The organism is Nonomuraea sp. NPDC050783 (assembly GCF_040802095.1).
Classification (GTDB): domain Bacteria; phylum Actinomycetota; class Actinomycetes; order Streptosporangiales; family Streptosporangiaceae; genus Nonomuraea.
This window is the reverse complement of record NZ_JBFAHK010000014.1, coordinates 84,106-101,436: the sequence shown is the minus strand read 5'-3', so window position 1 is coordinate 101,436 and position 17,331 is coordinate 84,106. Positions and strand designations below refer to the sequence as shown.

20 protein-coding genes are annotated in these 17,331 nt (G+C 73.1%); 7 read left to right on the top strand and 13 right to left on the bottom strand.

The features are described from left to right. Positions 1–21 precede the first annotated feature (21 nt). The 5 genes from AB0H75_RS32200 to AB0H75_RS32180 form a co-directional block, all read right to left on the bottom strand. Entirely contained in the window at positions 22–756 is a 735-nt protein-coding gene (locus tag AB0H75_RS32200; RefSeq protein ID WP_367802885.1) for an EI24 domain-containing protein, read from the bottom strand. Between the two features lie 10 nt (positions 757–766). Beyond that, complete coding sequence (locus AB0H75_RS32195) at positions 767–1,348, bottom strand: nucleoside triphosphate pyrophosphatase (RefSeq protein WP_367802883.1); 582 nt, start codon at positions 1,346–1,348, stop codon at positions 767–769. Between the two features lie 19 nt (positions 1,349–1,367). Next, the gene (locus AB0H75_RS32190; protein ID WP_367802881.1) at positions 1,368–1,946 is read right to left on the bottom strand and encodes a DUF937 domain-containing protein; all 579 of its coding nucleotides are present in this window, start codon (positions 1,944–1,946) and stop codon (positions 1,368–1,370) included. Positions 1,947–2,045: 99 nt separating this feature from the next. Next, the gene (ftsH, locus tag AB0H75_RS32185) at positions 2,046–3,965 is read right to left on the bottom strand and encodes an ATP-dependent zinc metalloprotease FtsH (RefSeq protein WP_367802879.1); all 1,920 of its coding nucleotides are present in this window, start codon (positions 3,963–3,965) and stop codon (positions 2,046–2,048) included. A 37-nt stretch (positions 3,966–4,002) separates the two neighbouring features. Further along, a complete protein-coding gene (locus AB0H75_RS32180) occupies positions 4,003–4,878 on the bottom strand; it encodes a hypothetical protein (protein WP_367802878.1) in 876 nt (291 codons plus the stop codon). A 167-nt stretch (positions 4,879–5,045) separates the two neighbouring features. On the opposite strand from AB0H75_RS32180, the gene AB0H75_RS32175 reads away from it, so the two are divergent. After that, entirely contained in the window at positions 5,046–6,008 is a 963-nt protein-coding gene (locus tag AB0H75_RS32175; protein ID WP_367802876.1) for a DUF3616 domain-containing protein, read from the top strand. An 85-nt stretch (positions 6,009–6,093) separates the two neighbouring features. On the opposite strand, the gene AB0H75_RS32170 is transcribed toward AB0H75_RS32175, so the two are convergent. Both AB0H75_RS32170 and AB0H75_RS32165 read right to left on the bottom strand, forming a co-directional pair. After that, positions 6,094–6,762, bottom strand: a complete 669-nt coding sequence (locus AB0H75_RS32170) for a peptidyl-tRNA hydrolase (RefSeq protein WP_367802875.1) — start codon at positions 6,760–6,762, stop codon at positions 6,094–6,096. After that, on the bottom strand, positions 6,759–8,120 hold the full coding sequence (locus tag AB0H75_RS32165; RefSeq protein WP_367802873.1) for an MFS transporter: 1,362 nt from the start codon (positions 8,118–8,120) through the stop codon (positions 6,759–6,761). Before AB0H75_RS32165 ends, AB0H75_RS32170 begins: the two co-directional genes overlap by 4 nt. A 70-nt stretch (positions 8,121–8,190) precedes the next feature. Between AB0H75_RS32165 and AB0H75_RS32160 the strand changes: the two genes are divergently transcribed. Continuing rightward, positions 8,191–9,144: a GlxA family transcriptional regulator gene (locus AB0H75_RS32160; protein ID WP_367802871.1), complete on the top strand. Its 954-nt coding sequence runs from the start codon at positions 8,191–8,193 to the stop codon at positions 9,142–9,144. A 90-nt stretch (positions 9,145–9,234) separates the two neighbouring features. Beyond that, complete coding sequence (locus AB0H75_RS32155; RefSeq protein ID WP_367802869.1) at positions 9,235–10,062, top strand: SAM-dependent methyltransferase; 828 nt, start codon at positions 9,235–9,237, stop codon at positions 10,060–10,062. Positions 10,063–10,163: 101 nt separating this feature from the next. On the opposite strand, the gene AB0H75_RS32150 is transcribed toward AB0H75_RS32155, so the two are convergent. Both AB0H75_RS32150 and AB0H75_RS32145 read right to left on the bottom strand, forming a co-directional pair. Continuing rightward, positions 10,164–10,352, bottom strand: coding sequence for a hypothetical protein (locus AB0H75_RS32150; RefSeq protein ID WP_367802867.1), 189 nt, complete (start codon positions 10,350–10,352; stop codon positions 10,164–10,166). 395 nt (positions 10,353–10,747) lie between these two features. After that, a complete protein-coding gene (locus tag AB0H75_RS32145; protein ID WP_367802865.1) occupies positions 10,748–10,882 on the bottom strand; it encodes a hypothetical protein in 135 nt (44 codons plus the stop codon). Positions 10,883–11,188: 306 nt separating this feature from the next. Here AB0H75_RS32145 and AB0H75_RS32140 point away from each other — a divergent pair, with 306 nt between their 5' ends. From AB0H75_RS32140 to AB0H75_RS32130, 3 genes are all read left to right on the top strand, one after another. Beyond that, positions 11,189–11,758: an ABATE domain-containing protein gene (locus AB0H75_RS32140; protein ID WP_367802863.1), complete on the top strand. Its 570-nt coding sequence runs from the start codon at positions 11,189–11,191 to the stop codon at positions 11,756–11,758. A 91-nt stretch (positions 11,759–11,849) separates the two neighbouring features. Next, positions 11,850–12,293, top strand: coding sequence for a VOC family protein (locus AB0H75_RS32135; protein ID WP_367802861.1), 444 nt, complete (start codon positions 11,850–11,852; stop codon positions 12,291–12,293). Positions 12,294–12,451: 158 nt separating this feature from the next. Then, positions 12,452–13,348 carry a pyridoxamine 5'-phosphate oxidase family protein gene (locus tag AB0H75_RS32130; protein ID WP_367802859.1) on the top strand — a complete coding sequence of 299 codons (897 nt, stop codon included), beginning with the start codon at positions 12,452–12,454 and terminating at the stop codon, positions 13,346–13,348. 185 nt (positions 13,349–13,533) lie between these two features. Here AB0H75_RS32130 and AB0H75_RS32125 read toward each other — a convergent pair whose 3' ends face one another. From AB0H75_RS32125 to AB0H75_RS32110, 4 genes are all read right to left on the bottom strand, one after another. Then, complete coding sequence (locus tag AB0H75_RS32125) at positions 13,534–14,598, bottom strand: GNAT family N-acetyltransferase (protein ID WP_367802857.1); 1,065 nt, start codon at positions 14,596–14,598, stop codon at positions 13,534–13,536. Positions 14,599–14,639: 41 nt separating this feature from the next. Then, positions 14,640–14,900 carry a hypothetical protein gene (locus AB0H75_RS32120; protein ID WP_367802855.1) on the bottom strand — a complete coding sequence of 87 codons (261 nt, stop codon included), beginning with the start codon at positions 14,898–14,900 and terminating at the stop codon, positions 14,640–14,642. Positions 14,901–14,918: 18 nt separating this feature from the next. Then, positions 14,919–15,776 (bottom strand): alpha/beta fold hydrolase, encoded by an 858-nt coding sequence (locus AB0H75_RS32115; RefSeq protein ID WP_367802853.1) that lies wholly within the window; start codon positions 15,774–15,776, stop codon positions 14,919–14,921. 137 nt (positions 15,777–15,913) lie between these two features. Next, positions 15,914–16,594: an SDR family NAD(P)-dependent oxidoreductase gene (locus tag AB0H75_RS32110; protein ID WP_367802851.1), complete on the bottom strand. Its 681-nt coding sequence runs from the start codon at positions 16,592–16,594 to the stop codon at positions 15,914–15,916. Positions 16,595–16,697: 103 nt separating this feature from the next. Between AB0H75_RS32110 and AB0H75_RS32105 the strand changes: the two genes are divergently transcribed. Then, on the top strand, positions 16,698–17,252 hold the full coding sequence (locus tag AB0H75_RS32105; protein WP_367802849.1) for a TetR/AcrR family transcriptional regulator: 555 nt from the start codon (positions 16,698–16,700) through the stop codon (positions 17,250–17,252). Positions 17,253–17,331 lie beyond the last annotated feature (79 nt).

Genomic DNA, 17,331 nt, shown 5'->3' with positions numbered 1-17,331 from the left:
GGACCGCCTGTGGACAACGCCCTACGGGACGGGGGCGATGCGCTCGCGTACCAGGAGGGCGGCGCCCGCCACGGCCGCCGGCATCGCGATCACCGCCACGAACGGCACCAGGAACAACACGAACACCGCCACGCCGAACCCCAGCGCGGTGCTCAGGTTCGCGCGCAGCACCCGGAAACGTTCCTTGCGCGCCATCCCGCGCCGCTCCAGCGCCAGCGTCGTGAGCTCGACGGTCAGGAAGAACCCGGACACGGCCGCGCCCAGCACCGGCACCACCGTCTGCCCGAGGACCGGCACGAACCCCAGCACGAACAGCGGCACGGTGAACAGCAGCACGTAGAGCAGCGTGATCAGGCTGTCCCTGATCGAGCGCGGCAGCGTACGCCACCACGGCTGCTCCTCCTCGCGCTCCAGCACGTCGGCCGCCGAGGACAGCCGCTCGTAGAACGGCTCCCCGATGACCAGCGTGATCGCGGCGAAGGTCAGCACCGCCAGCGCCAGCCCGCCGAGGAACAGCGCGATGCCGACCAGCGTACGGAACAGCTCCCGCCAGCTCCAGGTGTCGGCGAACGGGGTCAGGAACTCCGCCAGCTCAAGGGCGTACATGCCCAGGAAGACCAGTGCCACCACGTACACGGCGAACGCGATCACCGCCGGGATCAGCCCGAACGCCCACCACCGGCCGTTCCTGGCCACCCAGCCGAACCCCTGGAAGAAAAAGCCGACTCCGGCTGCGAAATTCTGCAATGATCGCATGCCCGGCAGGCTAGCGCCAGAACGACGTCACCGCGTAGCCGAGCTCGCCCAGCAGCTCGCGCAGCAGCGGCAGCGACAGGCCCAGCACGTTGCCGTGGTCGCCCTCGATGCCCTCGACGAACCAGCCGCCGCGCCCCTCGATGCTGAACGCCCCGGCCAGCCCGAGCGGCTCGCCGGTGGCGGCGTAGGCGGCGATCTCCTCTTCGGACGGCTGGCCGAAGCGCACCACGGTGCTCGCGACCTCGGCCACCCGCCGCCCGGACGCCACGTCGATGACGCAGTGGCCGGTGACGAGCCGGCCGGTGCGGCCGCGCATGAGCCGCCAGCGCTCCACGACCTCCTCCTCGGAGGCCGGCTTGCCGTAGGGACGGCCGTCGAGCTCCAGGATGGAGTCGCAGCCGATGACCACGCCCTCGTCGAGCCCGCTCGCGACGGCCTCCGCCTTGGCCTTGGCCAGCACGAGGCTGAGCGCCGAAGGGGAGTGCGCGGTGTAGGCGTCCTCGTCGACCCCGCTGACGATCACCTTGGGGTCGAGGCCGGCGCTGCGCAGCAGGGCGAGGCGGGCGGGAGAGGCAGAGGCCAGAACGATCACCGGACAAGCCTATCGTTCGTCACCAGTCGGGGAGGGCCGTGCCCGGCAACCTGCCGTAGCCGTCGGGGCCGGGGCCGAGGACGCGGTCGAGCAGGTCGTCGAGCAGGTCGCGCCGTTCGGCGGGCATGGCCGCCCGCTCCCGCTCCAGCTCGTCGGCCAGGCCGTCGGCGTCGAGGTCGCGGCCGGCGGCCCGGGTGGCGAGGAGGTACATGACCATGGGCGCGACCAGCGGCAGCAGCTTCATCATGGCGCCGGTGTCGAGGCCGAACAGGTGGGCCAGCCCGGTGGCCGCCGCCTCCGTGCCCTGCCCGCCGAAGACGTGCCCGAGGATGCTGTGCCCGTCGCGGGTGAGCGAGGCCACGTCGCCGTCGAACGGGTCGGCGTCGGCGTGGTCCTCCAGCGCGCCGCGCAGGGCGTCGGCCCCGTCGGGGTATTGGACGTTGCGGGCCAGGCCGCCCACGATGACGCCCGTCACCGCCTGCACGACGTCGCGGGCCCTGGCCTCGTCCGTGCCGAGCAGGGCGGCCATCTGCTCCACGCCCGGCTCTCCGAGCTGGTCGAGAAGCTGCTGGTCGACAAGCTCGTCGTGCAGCGTCACGGCTCTCCCCCGATCCTCGGCGCTCAGAGGGCTCCCTCAGGCTACAGGTTCCCGTGGCGCCGGCGGATCAACGTCCGTTTTGTGCAATTCTCTGGAAAGTCAGGAGGTCACGGCGGCCTTGGACTGGCTGGTCAGCCCGGCGGCGGCGTACGCGTCGGCCTCGTCGAGCGTCTCGTGCTCCAGCAGGGCGGCCACGATGGCGTCCAGCTTGTCGCGGTTGTCGGTGAGCACCTGGACGGCGCGCTCGTAGCACTCCTCCACGATGCGCCGCGCCTCCTCGTCGACCTTGGCGAGCGTGGCGGCGCTGGCCTGGGGCGGCGTGCCGTCGTTGGGCAGGATGGTCAGCGGCCCGACCTCCGGCGACATGCCCCAGCGGCCCACCATGCCCCGGGCGATCATGGTGACCTGCTCCAGGTCGTTCTCGGCGCCGGTGGTGATGACGCCGAAGATGACCTGCTCGGCCGCCATGCCGCCGAGCGCGCCGGTGATGCGGCCGCGCAGGTACTGCTCGTCGTAGGCGTACCGGTCGGTGTCGGGGGTGGACAGCGTCACGCCGAGCGCCCGGCCGCGCGGGATGATCGAGATCTTCCTGACCGGGTCGGCGCCGGGCTGGAGCATGCCGAGCAGCGCGTGACCGGCCTCGTGGTAGGCGGTGCGGGTGCGCTCCTCCTGCGGCATCACGATGCTGCGGGCCGCGCCGAGCTGCAGCTTCTCCAGCGCGTCGGTGAAGTCGGAGCCGGTGACCTTGTCCTTGCCGCGCTTGGCGGCGAGAAGGGCGGCCTCGTTGACCAGGTTGGCCAGGTCGGCGCCGGTCATGCCGGGCGTGGTCTTGGCCAGCCGGTCGAGGCTGACCTCAGGGTCGAGCGGCACGCCGCGCGTGTGCACGGCGAGGATCGCGGTGCGCCCGGCGGCGTCCGGCAGCCCCACCTGCACGGTGCGGTCGAAGCGGCCGGGGCGCAGCAGCGCCGGGTCGAGGATCTCGGGGCGGTTGGTGGCACCGATGACGATGACGCCCTCGGCCCCGGAGAAGCCGTCCATCTCGGTGAGGATCTGGTTGAGCGTCTGCTCGCGCTCGTCGTGGCCGCCGAGGCCGCCCGCGCCGCCCCGGGCCCGCCCGATGGCGTCGATCTCGTCGATGAAGACGATCGACGGCGCCACCTTGCGCGCCTCCTCGAACAGGTCGCGCACGCGCGAGGCGCCCACGCCGACGATCATCTCGATGAACTCGGAGGCGGAGGCGGAGAAGTACGGCACCTTGGCCTCGCCCGCGACGGCCCTGGCCAGCAGCGTCTTGCCGGTGCCGGGCGGGCCGGCGAGCAGCACGCCCTTGGGCAGCTTGGCGCCGAGCCGCCGGTACTTGCCGGGGTCCTTGAGGTAGTCGACGACCTCGACGAGCTCGTTCTCGACCTCGTCGATGCCGGCCACGTCGTCGAACGTGACCCGCACCTGCCCGGCCTCGACCGGCTTGGCCGCCTTGGACTTGCCGAGCCCGCCCAGGCCGCCGCCCATCATGCTGGCGCCGCGGCGCATGATCCAGATCCACAGACCGGCCAGCAGCAGCACGGGCAGCAGCGACAGCAGCAGGTTGGAGAAGAAGCCGCGGGTGAGCGGCTTGGAGGTGATCTCGACCTGGCCGGTGGCGAGCTGCTGGTCGAGCTGGTCGGTGTTGGCGAAGGCCGGGATCTCGGTGGCGAACTTCGTGTAGGAGGCGCCGCCGTCAGGGTTCTTCGCGGCAGTACGCAGGTCGCCCTCGACCGACAGGCCCTGGGCGTAGATGTCCTTGACGTTCTTCGCGTTGATCTGCTTGGTGAACTCGGTGTACGAGATCGTCTCGACCGACCCGCCGTCCACGAAGGACGACACCACGAAGAAGCCCGCGTACACCACGAGCAGGGTGACGACGAAGCGCCACCAGTTGATCTTGGGCCTGCCTCCGGGCGTGCCCGGCAGGCCCTCCGAGCGCCAGGGCGGCTTGCCCTTGCCCTTGCCCGGCGCCTGCGGCGGTCCAGAGCGTTCCACGGCGTCCACTCCCCACGTCGCCGCCACCATGATCTTTCTAGCCTAGAACACGCACCCCTGCGGCCACGCGGGCGATGTCCCGCCAGTGCTTGCGCTGCGCATCAGGCACTGTGACGAACGCCAATCCGGGCTTGCGCATTCCCCCGTCCAGCACCACCACCGCCGCCCGCGAGGAGTGACGGCCGTAGGTGACGCGGTAGGCGAGCAGCCAGCCGTGCTTGACCGGCTGCGAGGCCAGCCAGCTGATCCTCGCGCCCTTGGGGTGGTGGTTGAGCGTCCAGCGGGCGGCCAGCAGCGCCGTGTCGCGCGGGGAGTCCTGCTCCATGATCGGTAGCGGGCAGGTGACGAACGTGCCGCGCGGCCCGCCGCCGCGCGGACGGGGCAGCACCTGCCTGGTGGTGAACGGCGCCGCCCCGTACGCCTTCCAGGGCCTCGCCAGCCGGGGCACGGCCAGGCCGCTGCGCCGGTCCTTGGCCACCCGCCGGGACCGGGACGGCAGCGACATGCGCTTGACCGCGCCGGTCAGCCGGGGGACGCGGGGGTCGGCGTACAGGGCCTCCATCGCGGTGTAGCCCGGGGCGAGGGAGACGCCGGGCGTCGGGGTGCCCCGCGCGGCGGGCGCGGCCGGAGTGATCACCTCAGTCGGCGACGGGGACGCGGATGACGAGGACGCGGGCGACGGGGACGCGGGCGACGAGGCGACCGACGAGGCGACCGGCGAGGCGACCGGCGAGGCGACCGGCGAGGCGACCGGCGGGGGTGCTGCGGGGCCGGACGAGGGCGGCGCGGCCGGCGGCGCGGTTACCGGCCCCGCGACGACCTCGTCCGGCTCCGACGGGAGCACCACGGCCACGGTCACGGCGGCCGCCACGACGGCGGCGGCCACGGCGAGGCCCCGGTACACCACCCGCATGCGGAGATCACCGATGCGGGAGCGTTTGGGCGGAGGAGCAAGGATTCCGGGCCGGGTTGTGGTTCTCCCACGGGAACCCTTGATCTCATCTTCCCCATCGAGCACGACGGGAGCGTACGACAAAACCCGCCATTACGTGTGTGATGCGACCGAAGTGCAATCATGGCGTGGTGGAACAGGTGGAGCTGCGTTTCGACCATGCCTCGCGAGCGTCGCAGACGCACACGAACCTCTCGGCCATCCGGCAGAGCCCCCACGGCCTCTGGATCGCCGGCGACGAGACCGCCTCCTTCGAACACCTGGCGTGGACCGGCGACCACTACGGCGACCAGCGCACGTTCCGCCTGGCCGAGTACATCGACCTGCCCGCGGGCCCCGACGACGAGGCCGACATCGAGGGCATGGCCCGGGCGGACGGCCACCTGTGGGTGGTCGGCTCGCACAGCCTCAAGCGCAAGCGGGTCAAGTCGAAGGACCCGGCCAAGGCCGCCCACCGCCTGGCCACCGTCGTCCGGGAGGAGAACCGCTTCATCCTGGCCCGCCTGCCGCTGCACGGCGAGGAGCCGGGGCCCGGCGCGGTCATGTCCGGCGAGCGCAACCTCACGGCGTACCTGAGCCAGGACGTGCACCTCGGGCCGTTCCTGGCGCTGCCGGGCAAGGACAACGGGCTCGACGTCGAGGGCATCGCGGTGGTGGGCGAGCGGGTCTATCTCGGGCTGCGCGGTCCGGTGCTGCGCGGCTGGGCGGTGGTGCTGGAGCTGCGGCCGGAGGAGACGGACCGGCGGCGGCTACGGCTGCGCGAGCCGTACCGCAAGCACTTCCTGGACCTCGGCGGGCTCGGCGTGCGGGACCTGTGCCCCGACGGCGACAGCCTGCTGCTGCTCACCGGCCCGACCATGGCGCTCGACGGCCCGGTGCAGGTCAGGCGCTGGTGGCCGGGGCGGCGGGCGGGCGTGGTGCCGGCCGGCGAGCTGGAGGTCGTCATGGACCTGCCGTACGGGGTGGGCTGCGACCATCCGGAGGGGCTGGTGCGGCTGGCCGACGGGCGGCTCATGGTGGTCTACGACAGCCCGTCGCCGGCCAGGATCACCCCGGCCGGCGGCGTGCTGGCCGACATCTTCACGATCTAGCTAGCCGCCCGGTTCGCGGCCCGGCTCACAGCCCGGTCGCCCGATGCGCGGTCCGGCCGTCCGGCCCACGGTCCGGCCGTCCGGCTCACGGTCTCGCGACCCGGCCGCGCAGCCACGGCGCCTCGGCGACGAACGTGCACGAGCCCGGCTCGATCTCGGTGAACCCGGCGTCCCGCACGACCGGCAGCCCGGCCGCGACCTTCGCGTCGAAATCGTCCCGGTCGGGGGCCGTACGCACCGAGACGGCCAGCCCGGCCTCGCGCCAGGCCGCCCGCTCGGCCGCGTCGCTGGCCCACCAGGCGAGCTGGGCGGCGTGCCCGGCCTGCGCCATGGCCTTGCCCGCGGTCATCTCCAGGGAGGGGTTGGCCCACAGGACGGGCGGCGCGGCGGGCGGCGGCGCCTGGGTGTCGCTCAGTTCGGTGCCCTTGACCTGCAGCCGCGCGAGGTCCCTCGGCCAGTCGTCCAGCGGCACGGGCGGGTGGACGCGCACCTCCGCCGTACGGTGCCCGACCGTGCGGCCGGGCAGCGCGACGGCCCGCCGCCACTCCGCGCCACGCGCCCGGCGCACGACCTTGCGGATCTTGCCGGTGGACTGCCAGGCGTGCAGCTCGGCCGCCCACTCCCCCGGATCGGCCAGCAGGCTCAGCACCGCCATGGCGGCGGCCTCCAGCGCGTCGGTGCGCTCCGGAGGCGTGGCCCGCTCGATCCGGACGACCAGCGGCAATACGTACAACTCATCAGACTCGTCGTTCATCGGTTCCTAGCATGCCCGATCGCCAGGGACATGCCGGCGGCGAGGAGGCAGAGCGCGCCCGCGCCGTACCAGGCCAGGTCGTAGGCACCCAGGTGGTCGCGGGTGAGGCCGGCGACGGCGGCGGCGACGGCGGCCCCGATCTGGTGGGAGGCGAACACCCAGCCGAACACCACGGCCCCGTCCGCGCCGTAGGCCCGGCGGCACAGCGCCACGGTGGGCGGCACGGTGGCCACCCAGTCCAGGCCGTAGAAGATGATGAAGATCAGCATGCTGGGCTCGGTCGTGGCCGCGAACAGGCTGGGCAGCACCATCAGCGACAGCCCGCGCAGCCCGTAGTAGACGCCGAGCAGCACCTTCGGGTCGATCCGGTCGCTGAGCCAGCCGGAGGCGACGGTGCCGGCGATGTCGAAGATGCCGATGATCGCCAGCAGCCCGGCGGCGACCGGCTCGGCCATGCCGTGGTCGTGCGCGGCGGGGATGAAGTGGGTGCCGACCAGGCCGTTGGTGCTCGCGCCGCAGATCGCGAAGCCGCCCGCGAGCAACCAGAACGGGCGCGTACGGGCCGCCCGCGCGAGCACGCCGACCGCCCGGAGCGCCACGTTGCCCGCGCCCGCGCCCGCGCCCGTGCCTGTACCCGCGCCCGTGCCTGCGCCCGCGCCCGCGCCCAGGGCTGTGCCCGTGCCTGTGCCCGGGGCCGTGCGGGCCGCGACCGGCTCGGCGCCCAGTGCGGTCGTGCCGACGTCCTCGGGACGGTCGCGCAGCAGCCACCACACGAACGGCGAAACCACCAGCGCCGAGCCGGCGACCGCCAGCGAGGCCCACCGCCACCCCGGCCCCTCGGCGAGCCGGGCGAGGACGGGCAGGAAGATCAGCTGCCCGGTCGCGCCGCCCGCCGTGAGGATGCCGGTGACCAGCCCCCGGTGCCGTACGAACCACCGGTCCACCACGGTCGCGGCGAACACCAGCGCCATCGACCCCGTCCCGAGCCCCACGAACACGCCCCAGAACAGCAGGAGATGCCAGCTCGCGGTCATGAGGACGGTCAGCCCGCTGCCCGCCGCGATGAGCAGCAGGGCCAGCGCGACCACGCGGCGCATGCCGAAGCGGTCCATCAGCGCGGCGGCGAAGGGAGCGGTCAGGCCGTAGAGGACCAGGTTGACGGAGACCGCCAGCGAGATCGTCCCGGTGGACCAGCCGAACTCCGCGCGCAGCGGCGTGATCAGCACGCCGGGGGTGGCACGGAATCCGGCGGCGCCCAGGATCGCGACGAAGGCGACGGCCGCCACGTACCAGGCGCGATGGGGGCCGCGCCGGGCAGCGCCGGGAGGGGAGATGACAGGCGTGGTGCTGGACGTCATGCGGCAATCCTGGAGGAACCGCCCGGGGGTCGCGAGTGGCCGGAAAGCCAATATGTGCAAGAATCCGGCCATGCGTCGTCATCGTGTGGCCGTCCTCGCGCTCGACCATCTCGCCCCGCTCGACTTCGGGATCCCCGGCCAGGTGTTCTGGGCCGCCGAGACCCCGGACGGCGAGAAGCTGTACGAGGTGGTGACCTGCTCCGAGGGCCGCAAGCCGGTCCGCTGCTCGGCCGGCTACACCGTGCGGCCCGACCACGACCTCGACGTCCTCGACACCGCCGACACGGTCCTGGTGCCCGGCATCCACGCGGGCCGGCCGCTGAAGGACGGTACGATCTCCGACGGGCTGCGCGCGGCCCTGCACGGGCGGCCGCGGGTGATGTCGATCTGCACGGGGGCGTTCGTGCTGGCCGCCGCCGGGCTGCTGGACGGCCGCCCGGCGACCACGCACTGGCGGGAGGCGCCCCGGTTCGCCGAGCTGTTCCCGCAGGTGAAGCTGGACCCCGACGTGCTGTTCGTGGACGACGGCGACGTGCTGACCTCGGCCGGCGTGGCCGCCGGGCTGGACCTGTGCCTGCACGTCATCAGGCGCGACCACGGCAGCGAGGTCGCCAACCGGACCGCCCGCCGCTGCGTCATGCCGCCGTGGCGGGAGGGCGGCCAGGCCCAGTACGTCGAGCGCCCGCTGCCGGACGAGACCGCGGGCGGCACCGCCGCCACCCGGGAGTGGATGCTCGCCCACCTCGCCGACCCGCTCGACCTCAACGCGCTGGCCGCGCACGCCAGGATGAGCGTGCGCACGTTCACCCGGCGCTTCCGCGAGGAGACCGGGATGAGCCCGGCCAAGTGGCTGGCCGGGCAGCGGGTACGGCACGCGCGGCACCTGCTGGAGGCCACGGACCTCGGGGTGGAGGAGGTCGCCAGGCGGGCCGGCTTCGGCACGGCGGTCTCGCTGCGCCAGCACCTGCACGCCGCGGTGGGGGTGGCGCCGCTGGCGTACCGGCACACCTTCCGGCGGATCTGATCCCCGCCGCGGCGCTCCTGGGCCTGTCCGGCATGTCGGTGATCCGCTTACAATCACCCGGCCGGAGGCGATCGAGCGGAGAGGCGTGACATGGGCGAGGCTGAGCACGTACCGGCGGGGATCAACCCCAACGTCCCGAGCGTCGCCCGCATGTACGACTACTACCTCGGCGGCCGGGACAACTTCGCGGCGGACCGCGAGGCGGCCGAGAAGATGATCGAACTCGGCCGCCGGCTCGGCAACGACGCCCGCGCGATCGCCCTGGCCAACCGCGCCTTCCTCGGCCGGGCGGTACGCATGCTGGCCGAGGCGGGCGTGCGCCAGTTCGTCGACATCGGCGCCGGGCTGCCCACGCAGGACAACGTCCACCAGGTCGCCCGGCGGCACGGGCCCGGCTCGCGCGTGGTGTACGTGGACAACGACCCGATCGTCCTCACCCACGCCCGCGCGCTGCTGGCCAGGGAGCCCGACGTGCTCGCCCTGGAGGGCGACCTCAAGGACCCGGACGCCATCCTGGACGACCCCCGCGTGGCCGGGCACCTGGACCTGTCGCGGCCGTACGCCGTCCTGCTGGTCGCCGTCCTGCACTTCGTCCCCGACGACGCCGAGGCCGGGCGCATCGTCGCGCGGCTGCGCGAGCGGCTGGTGCCCGGCGGGCATCTCGTGCTGTCCCACCTGTACGCGGGCAACGCCACCGAGGACGACGTCCGCGCCGGCCGCCAGGTCTACGCGAACACGCCCTCCGGCGGGCTGGCGCGCCGCGACCACGAGCAGATCGCCGCCTTCTTCGACGGGCTGGAGCTGGTCGGGCCGGGGGTGGTGCCGGTCGCCGACTGGACGCCGGACGGGAAGCCCGACGGATCGTACGACTACGTGAAGTCCGGGATACTGGCGGGCGTGGGGCGCGTACCCGAATAAGCCCAGCCATACCGCCTGAAGCCGGACACACCTCCCCGGCCGCGCCGCACCATCCGAGCCGAAACACGCCCCCTCGGCCACGCCGTACCGCCCGGGCCGGGCTATGCCGCCGTCTCCAGGCGTTCGCCGAACCAGGCGGCCGGCGCCGCGTCGAGCGTCCCGTCGTCCGGCCGGACCGCCCAGGCCACGTACCCGCCGGGCCGCACCAGCACCGCGTCGGGCCCCTTGGACGGCACCACCTCGACCCGGTCGTGCCGCACGCGCAGGCCGCCGTCCGGGAAGAGCACCATCGGTCGGGCACGGCCGGTCGGGCACGGCCGGTCCGGCACGGGCCGCCGGGCACGGGCCGCCGGGCACGGGCCGCCGGGCACGGGCCGCCGGGCACGGGCCGCCGGGCACGGACCGCCGGGCACGGACCGCCGGGCACGGACCGCCGGGCACGGACCGCCGGGCACGGACCGTCAGGCACGGACCGTCAGGCACGGACCGTCAGGCACGGACCGCCGGGCACGGACCGTCAGGCACGGACCGTCAGGCACGGACCGTCAGGCACGGACCGTCAGGCACGGACCGTCAGGCACGGACCGTCAGGCACGAGCCGTCAGGCCGGGTGGCAGCTCCGCCAGGAACCGGCCGACCAGCGGATGCGGCGGCGCGGGCATCGGGTAGGGCAGGCCCGCGCCCGTCAGCAGCCCGGCGAGGCGGCGGCGGTTGCCCTCCTCCCCCAGCAGTTCCCCAGCAACTCCCCGAACAGCTCGCGCAGCGCCACCACCGTGCCCCGGACGCGGTACGTGCGGGGCGAGACGTCGACTGCGGCCACGATGTCCTCGACCCGCGCGTCCTTCCAGCCCTTCCAGCCCTTCCAGCCCGTGCCCCAGCGCCAGCCGCAGCACGGCCGTCATCAGCGCCTCTCGCGTCTCCTGCTTCTTCCGCTCCCGGACCCCGCTCCTGGGCCCCGCTCCCGGACCCCGCTCCCGGAGCCCGCTCACGCCCCCGAGATCACGCCTTCATTGCGTATCGCGCAAATTTTATGCCCCGCATTTCCGCCGGGGTAGGCAACCCGCAGCCAGACGGCAGCCTGAGGCATCTCACGGGCCCAGTCGCTCCCAAGCGTTAGATTGGGAAGATGCCCCTGACCCTCGCATTCGTCAGCACGATCAGGGCCGAGCGTTCCGGGCTGGTCGACCACCTGTCCGACCCCGACGGCCTGACCGCCTGGATCCACCGGCACGCCGCAGACCTGGACATCGACCCCGGCTTCACCGCCACGGAGGAGCTGCGGGCCGAGACCGTCCGGCTGCGCCAGGCCGTCCGCGCGCTGTTCGCCAGGGCGGTCGCCCCGGCCCCGCCGAGCCGGGCGGACGCCGCGGAGCTGCCCGACTTCGAGGAGTCGCTGGCCCTGGTCAACGCCCGCGCCCTGGCGGCGCCCCGCGTCCCGCAACTGTCCTGGAACGGGGAGCCGGCCCTGGTCACGGTACCCGCCGTACCGGTGGAGCCGTCCGCGCGGCTGCTCGGCGCGCTGGCCACCGCGGCGGTGGAGTTCCTGGCCGGGCCGGAGCGCGCGGCTCTGCGTACCTGCCAGGCTCCGCGCTGCGTCCTGTACTACCTCAAGGAACACCCACGTCAGGAGTGGTGCTCGACGTCCTGCGGCAACCGTGCCCGAGCCGCCAGGCACTACCGGGAGCACAAGAAATAGCCCCATCTAACGCCAAAGACGCCGGTTTGCCGTTATATTGCTTCTAACGGCCAATCGGTCGTGCAACCGTTAGATGAAGGGTGCGTACGGAATGTCCTTCAAGACCGGCCACATCGGGCTCAACGTCACCGATCTCGACAAGTCCAAGGAGTTCTACCAGCGTGTCTTCGGCTTCACCGTGGCGGGCGAGTCGCAGCACGAGGGCCGCCGGTACGCGTTCCTGGCCCAGGACGGCACGCTGGTGCTGACCCTGTGGCAGCAGAGCGAGGGCCGTTTCCCCGCCGGGATGCCGGGGCTGCACCACCTGTCGTTCCAGGTCGCGGACCTGGCCGCCGTACGCACGGCGGAGTCGGTCATCAGGGAGATCGGCGCGACGCTGCACCACGACGGGGTCGTACCGCACGGCGAGGGCTCCTCCTCGGGCGGCGTCTTCTTCGAGGACCCCGACGGCATCCGCCTGGAGATCTTCGCCCCGGACGCCGCCGGCGACCGCCCCGCCCCCACTTCCGGCGCCCCTACCTGCGGATTCTTCTAATGACCGCGCGCGAGACAAGCACCGCCACCCACCGCCCGGCGGAGCGGGACACGGGAGGAGCACCAGCCAGGCACCGGCGGACGGAGACGCAGCGGCAGGCGGAGACACACCAGCAGGCGGAGACACACCGGCAAGCGGAGACACACCGGCAGGCGGGGATGTACCGGCAGGCGGGGATGCGGCATCCGGGCGAGGTGGCCGTGCAGCGGCGGGCGGGGGTGCGGGCCGAGAACCACGGCAGCTCGCGCACCCGCCCGCAGATCCCGGAGCCGGCGGCCGACTTCCTGCGCGACCAGCACCTGCTGGTCGCCGGCGCGGCCGACGACGCCGGCCGCATGTGGGCCGGCCTGCTGACCGGCCCCGCCGGCTTCGCCACCGCGAAGGACGACCGCACGATCGTGATCGGCGCCTTCCCGGCCGCTCCCGACCCCTTGCACGGCCTCTTCGAGAGGGAACGCGACCTCGGCCTGCTGGCCATCGAGCCCGCGACGCGCCGCAGGATGCGCGTCAACGGCACGGCGGTACGGACAGGCACCACCCTGGTGGTACGGACGGAACAGGTGTACTCGAACTGCCCCAAGTACATCCAGACCCGCGAGCCGACCTCCTCCCCCAGCGCCTCCCCGGCCATCGCGGGCCACGGGACCACCCTCACGGACCGCCTCCACGCGTGGATCACCACGGCCGACACGTTCTTCATCGCCACCGGCGTCGAAGGGCTCGGCGCGGACGTCTCCCACCGCGGCGGCAACCCCGGCTTCGTCAGGGTGACGGGCCCGAGGTCGCTGACGTTCCCGGACTACGCGGGCAACCTGATGTTCATGACCCTCGGCAACCTGGAGCTGAACCCCGCCGCCGGCCTGCTGTTCGTGGACTGGGAACGCGGCGACACCCTCCACCTGACCGGCCGCGCCGAGGTGTCCTGGGATCCGGGGGACGTGCCCGGCGCCCAGCGACTCGTGCACTTCACCCTGGACGAGTACACGCACGCGACCGGCACCTCCGCCCCGGGCTGGACGCCTCCCGGCTACCACCGCTTCAACCCGCCGACCTGACCCGCCCAACCGGACCGGGCGGCCCCACCGCCCGGTCCGATACGTCCTGCTCACCAAGTCCCCGCATCTACGCCCTGCTCACCACGCCTCCACATCCCCGCGACCCCGCGCCGGTACGAACCGTCGCCCTCCCGCAACGCCCGTTCCCGGCGCCGGACCGGCCCTCCGACATCACCCGCCGGCACTCAGCCCGCCACGCCGAGTCGCTTCTCGAACCAGTGGTCCGCGTACCGCTCCTCGTTGAACGGCGGCACCTCCTGGTAACCCGCCGAGCGGTAGAGCGCGATCGCCTCCGCGAGCGCCCGGTTGGTCTCCAGCCGGACGGTGTGCAGGCCGCTCCCGGCCGCCCGGCGTTCCGCCTCCTCCAGCAGGCGGCGGCCCAGGCCGAGGCCGCGCGTGTCCGGGTCCACCCACATGCGCTTCAGCTCGGCGGTACCGGTGCCGGGGTGCAGCTTGAGTGCCACGCAGCCCACCGGCTCGGCGCGCAGCGCGGCGACCAGCAGCATTCCGGCCGGCGGGCGGAGCTCGTGGTCGTCGGCGGAGATGCTGCGGGCGGGGTCGAAGCCGCCGTCGAAGCGGCGGGCCAGCTCAGCGACGTACGCCTGGACGCAGTGGCGGGCGTGGGGGTGGCGCGGGTCGCGTACGTCGACCGTGACCATCGAGGCGAGCAGCAGGCGCTCGACCTCCGCCATGGCGGAGACCAGGCGCTCGCGCTGCCGGCCGGAGAGCGGCTGGAGGATGGACGCGGCCGCCTCGTCCGACAAGCGGTCCAGCTCCTGCCACTCGGCGAGCCCGGCGGCGGTGAGCCGAGCCACCCGGACCCGCCCGTCCAAGCCCCGCCCACCTGGACCACCCCCGCCCAAAGGACGCTCGCCCGAGCCCTGCTCGCCCGAACCTCGCTCACCCACAGGACGCTCATCCGAGCCGCGCCCGCCCGGACCGCACTCATCCGAGCCCCGCTCATGTGAGCCGCGTCCGTCCGAATCATGCCCTCCCTGGCCGGCCCCGTCGTTCACGACGACCAGGCCGTCCGCTTCCAGGGACCGCAGCAACCGGCTCAGGTAGCCCGAGTCCAGTTCGAGCCGGGCGCGCAGGGCGCGTACCTCGCTGCCGTCCGGGCCGATCTCCCAGAGCAGCCGCGCCTGCCCGAGCGGCCGGTCCCTGGCGAGGAACCGGTCGTCGAGCGCCCCGATGCGTTGCGTCACGGTCCGCTGGAACCGGCGCACTTGCCCGATCACCGTCGCATCCATTCTCTGACCTTAGTCAGAGAATGCGATCGAACACCATCCTCCTACAGGAGCGAGTGCGCCACGGGTACGGTGCTGTAGTCCTCTCCGGTCACCGGCCGGATGTCCTCCCAGGGCACCCAGCGCGCCTGCCCCTCGTGCCGCATCCCGTCAACGGCGGCTGTCGCCTGCGGCGGCCACAGCAAGAAGCCCCACCGCTCGCCTTCGGCGTCATCGCCCCACGCGAGCAGATACCGCGCCGCACCAGCGCGGAGTACGATCGGCGGCCGCCAGAGCTCGGGTAGTTCCTTGGGCTTGAGATCCATTCTTCCATTATACGAACGCTAGTTCGATTCGGTGAAGAACATGCGCAGCGTGTCGGCGACGCGGCCGGGAGCGCCCCGCCGGCCGACGGGCGCCTCGTGGCCCACACCGGGAAAGGTGATCCGCCGGGCGTGCGGCAACGTCGCCTGCAGGGCGTCGAGCGCGCGGCGCAACGGCGGAGGGGTGCCGGCGCCCTCCATGAGCAGGACCTGGGCGGTGAGAGCGGCGAAACCCTCACTGGTGGACATCTCCTGGAAGATCTGCACATCGAGTCGCTGCAAGGGGATGAGCTCGGACAAGGGCTGCTCGCCGGATCGGCTCGCCTTCGGCCGGCGGCGCAGGAACAGGTCGATCATCGGCACGAGGAGCCAGCGCGGGAGGAGATCCACCTTCCGGTCCGCCTGGACGCCCTTGCTGAAAGTGACCATGGCCGCGCCCAGCCGGCCCTGGCGCAGCTCACGCTCGAAGCGAGGGATCCACGACATGGAGAAGGTGCCGTACATGCTGAGAGCCGGCTCGTAGACGGCGATCTTTTCGACGGCGGGAAGCGCCAGGGACGCCTGGAGCGCGATGAGGCCACCGGAGCTGTGGCCGAACAGCAGGCGCGCACCGGTCTCGGCCACCAGCGCCGTGACGTCCTCGCACTCCCTGGCCATGCAGTACCTCGGCCCGGGCGGACCGCTGAGGCCACGGCCACGCCGATCGGGGACGTACACGGTGAAGGCGTGCGAGAGCGCTCGCGCCAGCTCCATGTAGTGCTGGGCGGCCAGGTAACCACCGCTGAGGAGGATCAGGCCCGGCCCGTCGCCGAGCTGGTGGTAGCCGATGGTCGTGCCATCGGACGAGGTGATGGTGCGCGAGGTGTGGACGACCTCCATGCCGGACCGCCTTAGCGTTGCTAAATTCCTCTTCGGCACTGTAACTTAGCACCGCTAAAGACGTCAAGGAACGGGGACGAGAGCAGAGCGAGCGGGCTTTCGGGCAGCAGGCAAGATCTCGCCGCTGCCGGCGGTGGTCACTTCGCCAGGCGAGCTAAGGCCGCCTGGACGGTGGCGAGGTCGCCGAGGATCACCTCCGTGCGGTCGCGGGTGGTGTGGAGGTGCCAGTGGGTACCGGCCACGGCTTCCGGGGAGGCTGGTGAGCCGGGGGCCACGGCGGCGGCGATGGGGACGTGACCCACGTGGACGCCCTTGCCGGCGAGCGCCTCGGCCAGGGACAGGACGTAGTTGCGCAGGGCCGAGGCCGCCATGCCGATGTTGCCCAGGAAGGGCAGCGGATGGACGGCCGAGATGCCCGAGGTGAACAGGAGCGAGCCGGTGCCGCGCTCCAGCATGGCGGGGAGCACCGAGCGGACCGCCGTCACCGCTCCCAGGACGGCCGAGTCGAAGGCGTCCTGAGCGCTCCGCCTGGTGACCTCCAGCACCGGGGTCAGGGCCTTCGCCGTGCCGGCGCCGTTGTAGAGCAGGGCGTCGAGCGGGCCGCCGATCTCGGCGAGGGCGCGGGAGAGCGACGCCTCGTCCGTCACGTCGGCCGGGTGGCCCGTCGCCTCGATGCCCTCCGCGTGGAGCTGGGCGGTCATGGCGGCCAGCTTGGCGGGGTCACGGGCCACCAGGGACACCGTGAAGCCCTGGCCGCCGAAGCGGCGGGCGGCGGCCAGGCCGATGCCAGGACCCGCGGCCAGAATGGCGATCTTCATCGTGACGCTCCCCAAGAGAGATGAGAGGTGCCCTCGAAGTCGAGGGCGAGCCTCACCTTAGCACGAAAGTGAGGGGGTGGCTCGACTTCACTACACTGGGGGCATGGACCGTCCGCTCCGCCGGGATGCTCAGCGCAACCGGGATGCCCTCGTCGCGGCGGCCAGGCAGGTGCTGGCCGAGCGCGGGCTCGACGCGCCGCTGGAGGCCGTGGCCAAACGCGCCGGGGTGGCGATCGGCACCCTCTACCGGCACTTCCCCGAGCGCGGCGACCTCATGGACGCCCTGCTGGAGGAGAAGGTCGCGACCTGGACGGAGCTCGCCGAGGAGGCGCTGGCCGCGGACGACGCCTGGGAGGGGCTGGCGCGGTTCCTGGAGCGTACGTGCGAGATGCAGGCCACGGACCGGGCGTTCACCGAGCTGGTCTGCCTGTCGCACGGCGATGACCGGCGCGAGGGCGGCCAGGACGGGATCGACCGGCTGGTCTACCGCCTGGTCGAGCGGGCGCAGGAGGCGGGGCGGTTGCGCCGTGACGTCGGGCCGCTCGACGTGGCGTTGTTCCTCATGGCCAACTCGCGGGTGGCCGAGGCCGAGCCCCGGCGGTGGCGGCGGCATTTCACGTTGATGCTGGACGCCCTGCGCGCCACCCCGCCGACGTGACCCCCTCCGCCCGCCCGTCCGCCCCGCGGCCGAGGAGGAGCGCCGTCGGCTCGGGGGCACGGGCAGCCGCGTTCCCCGG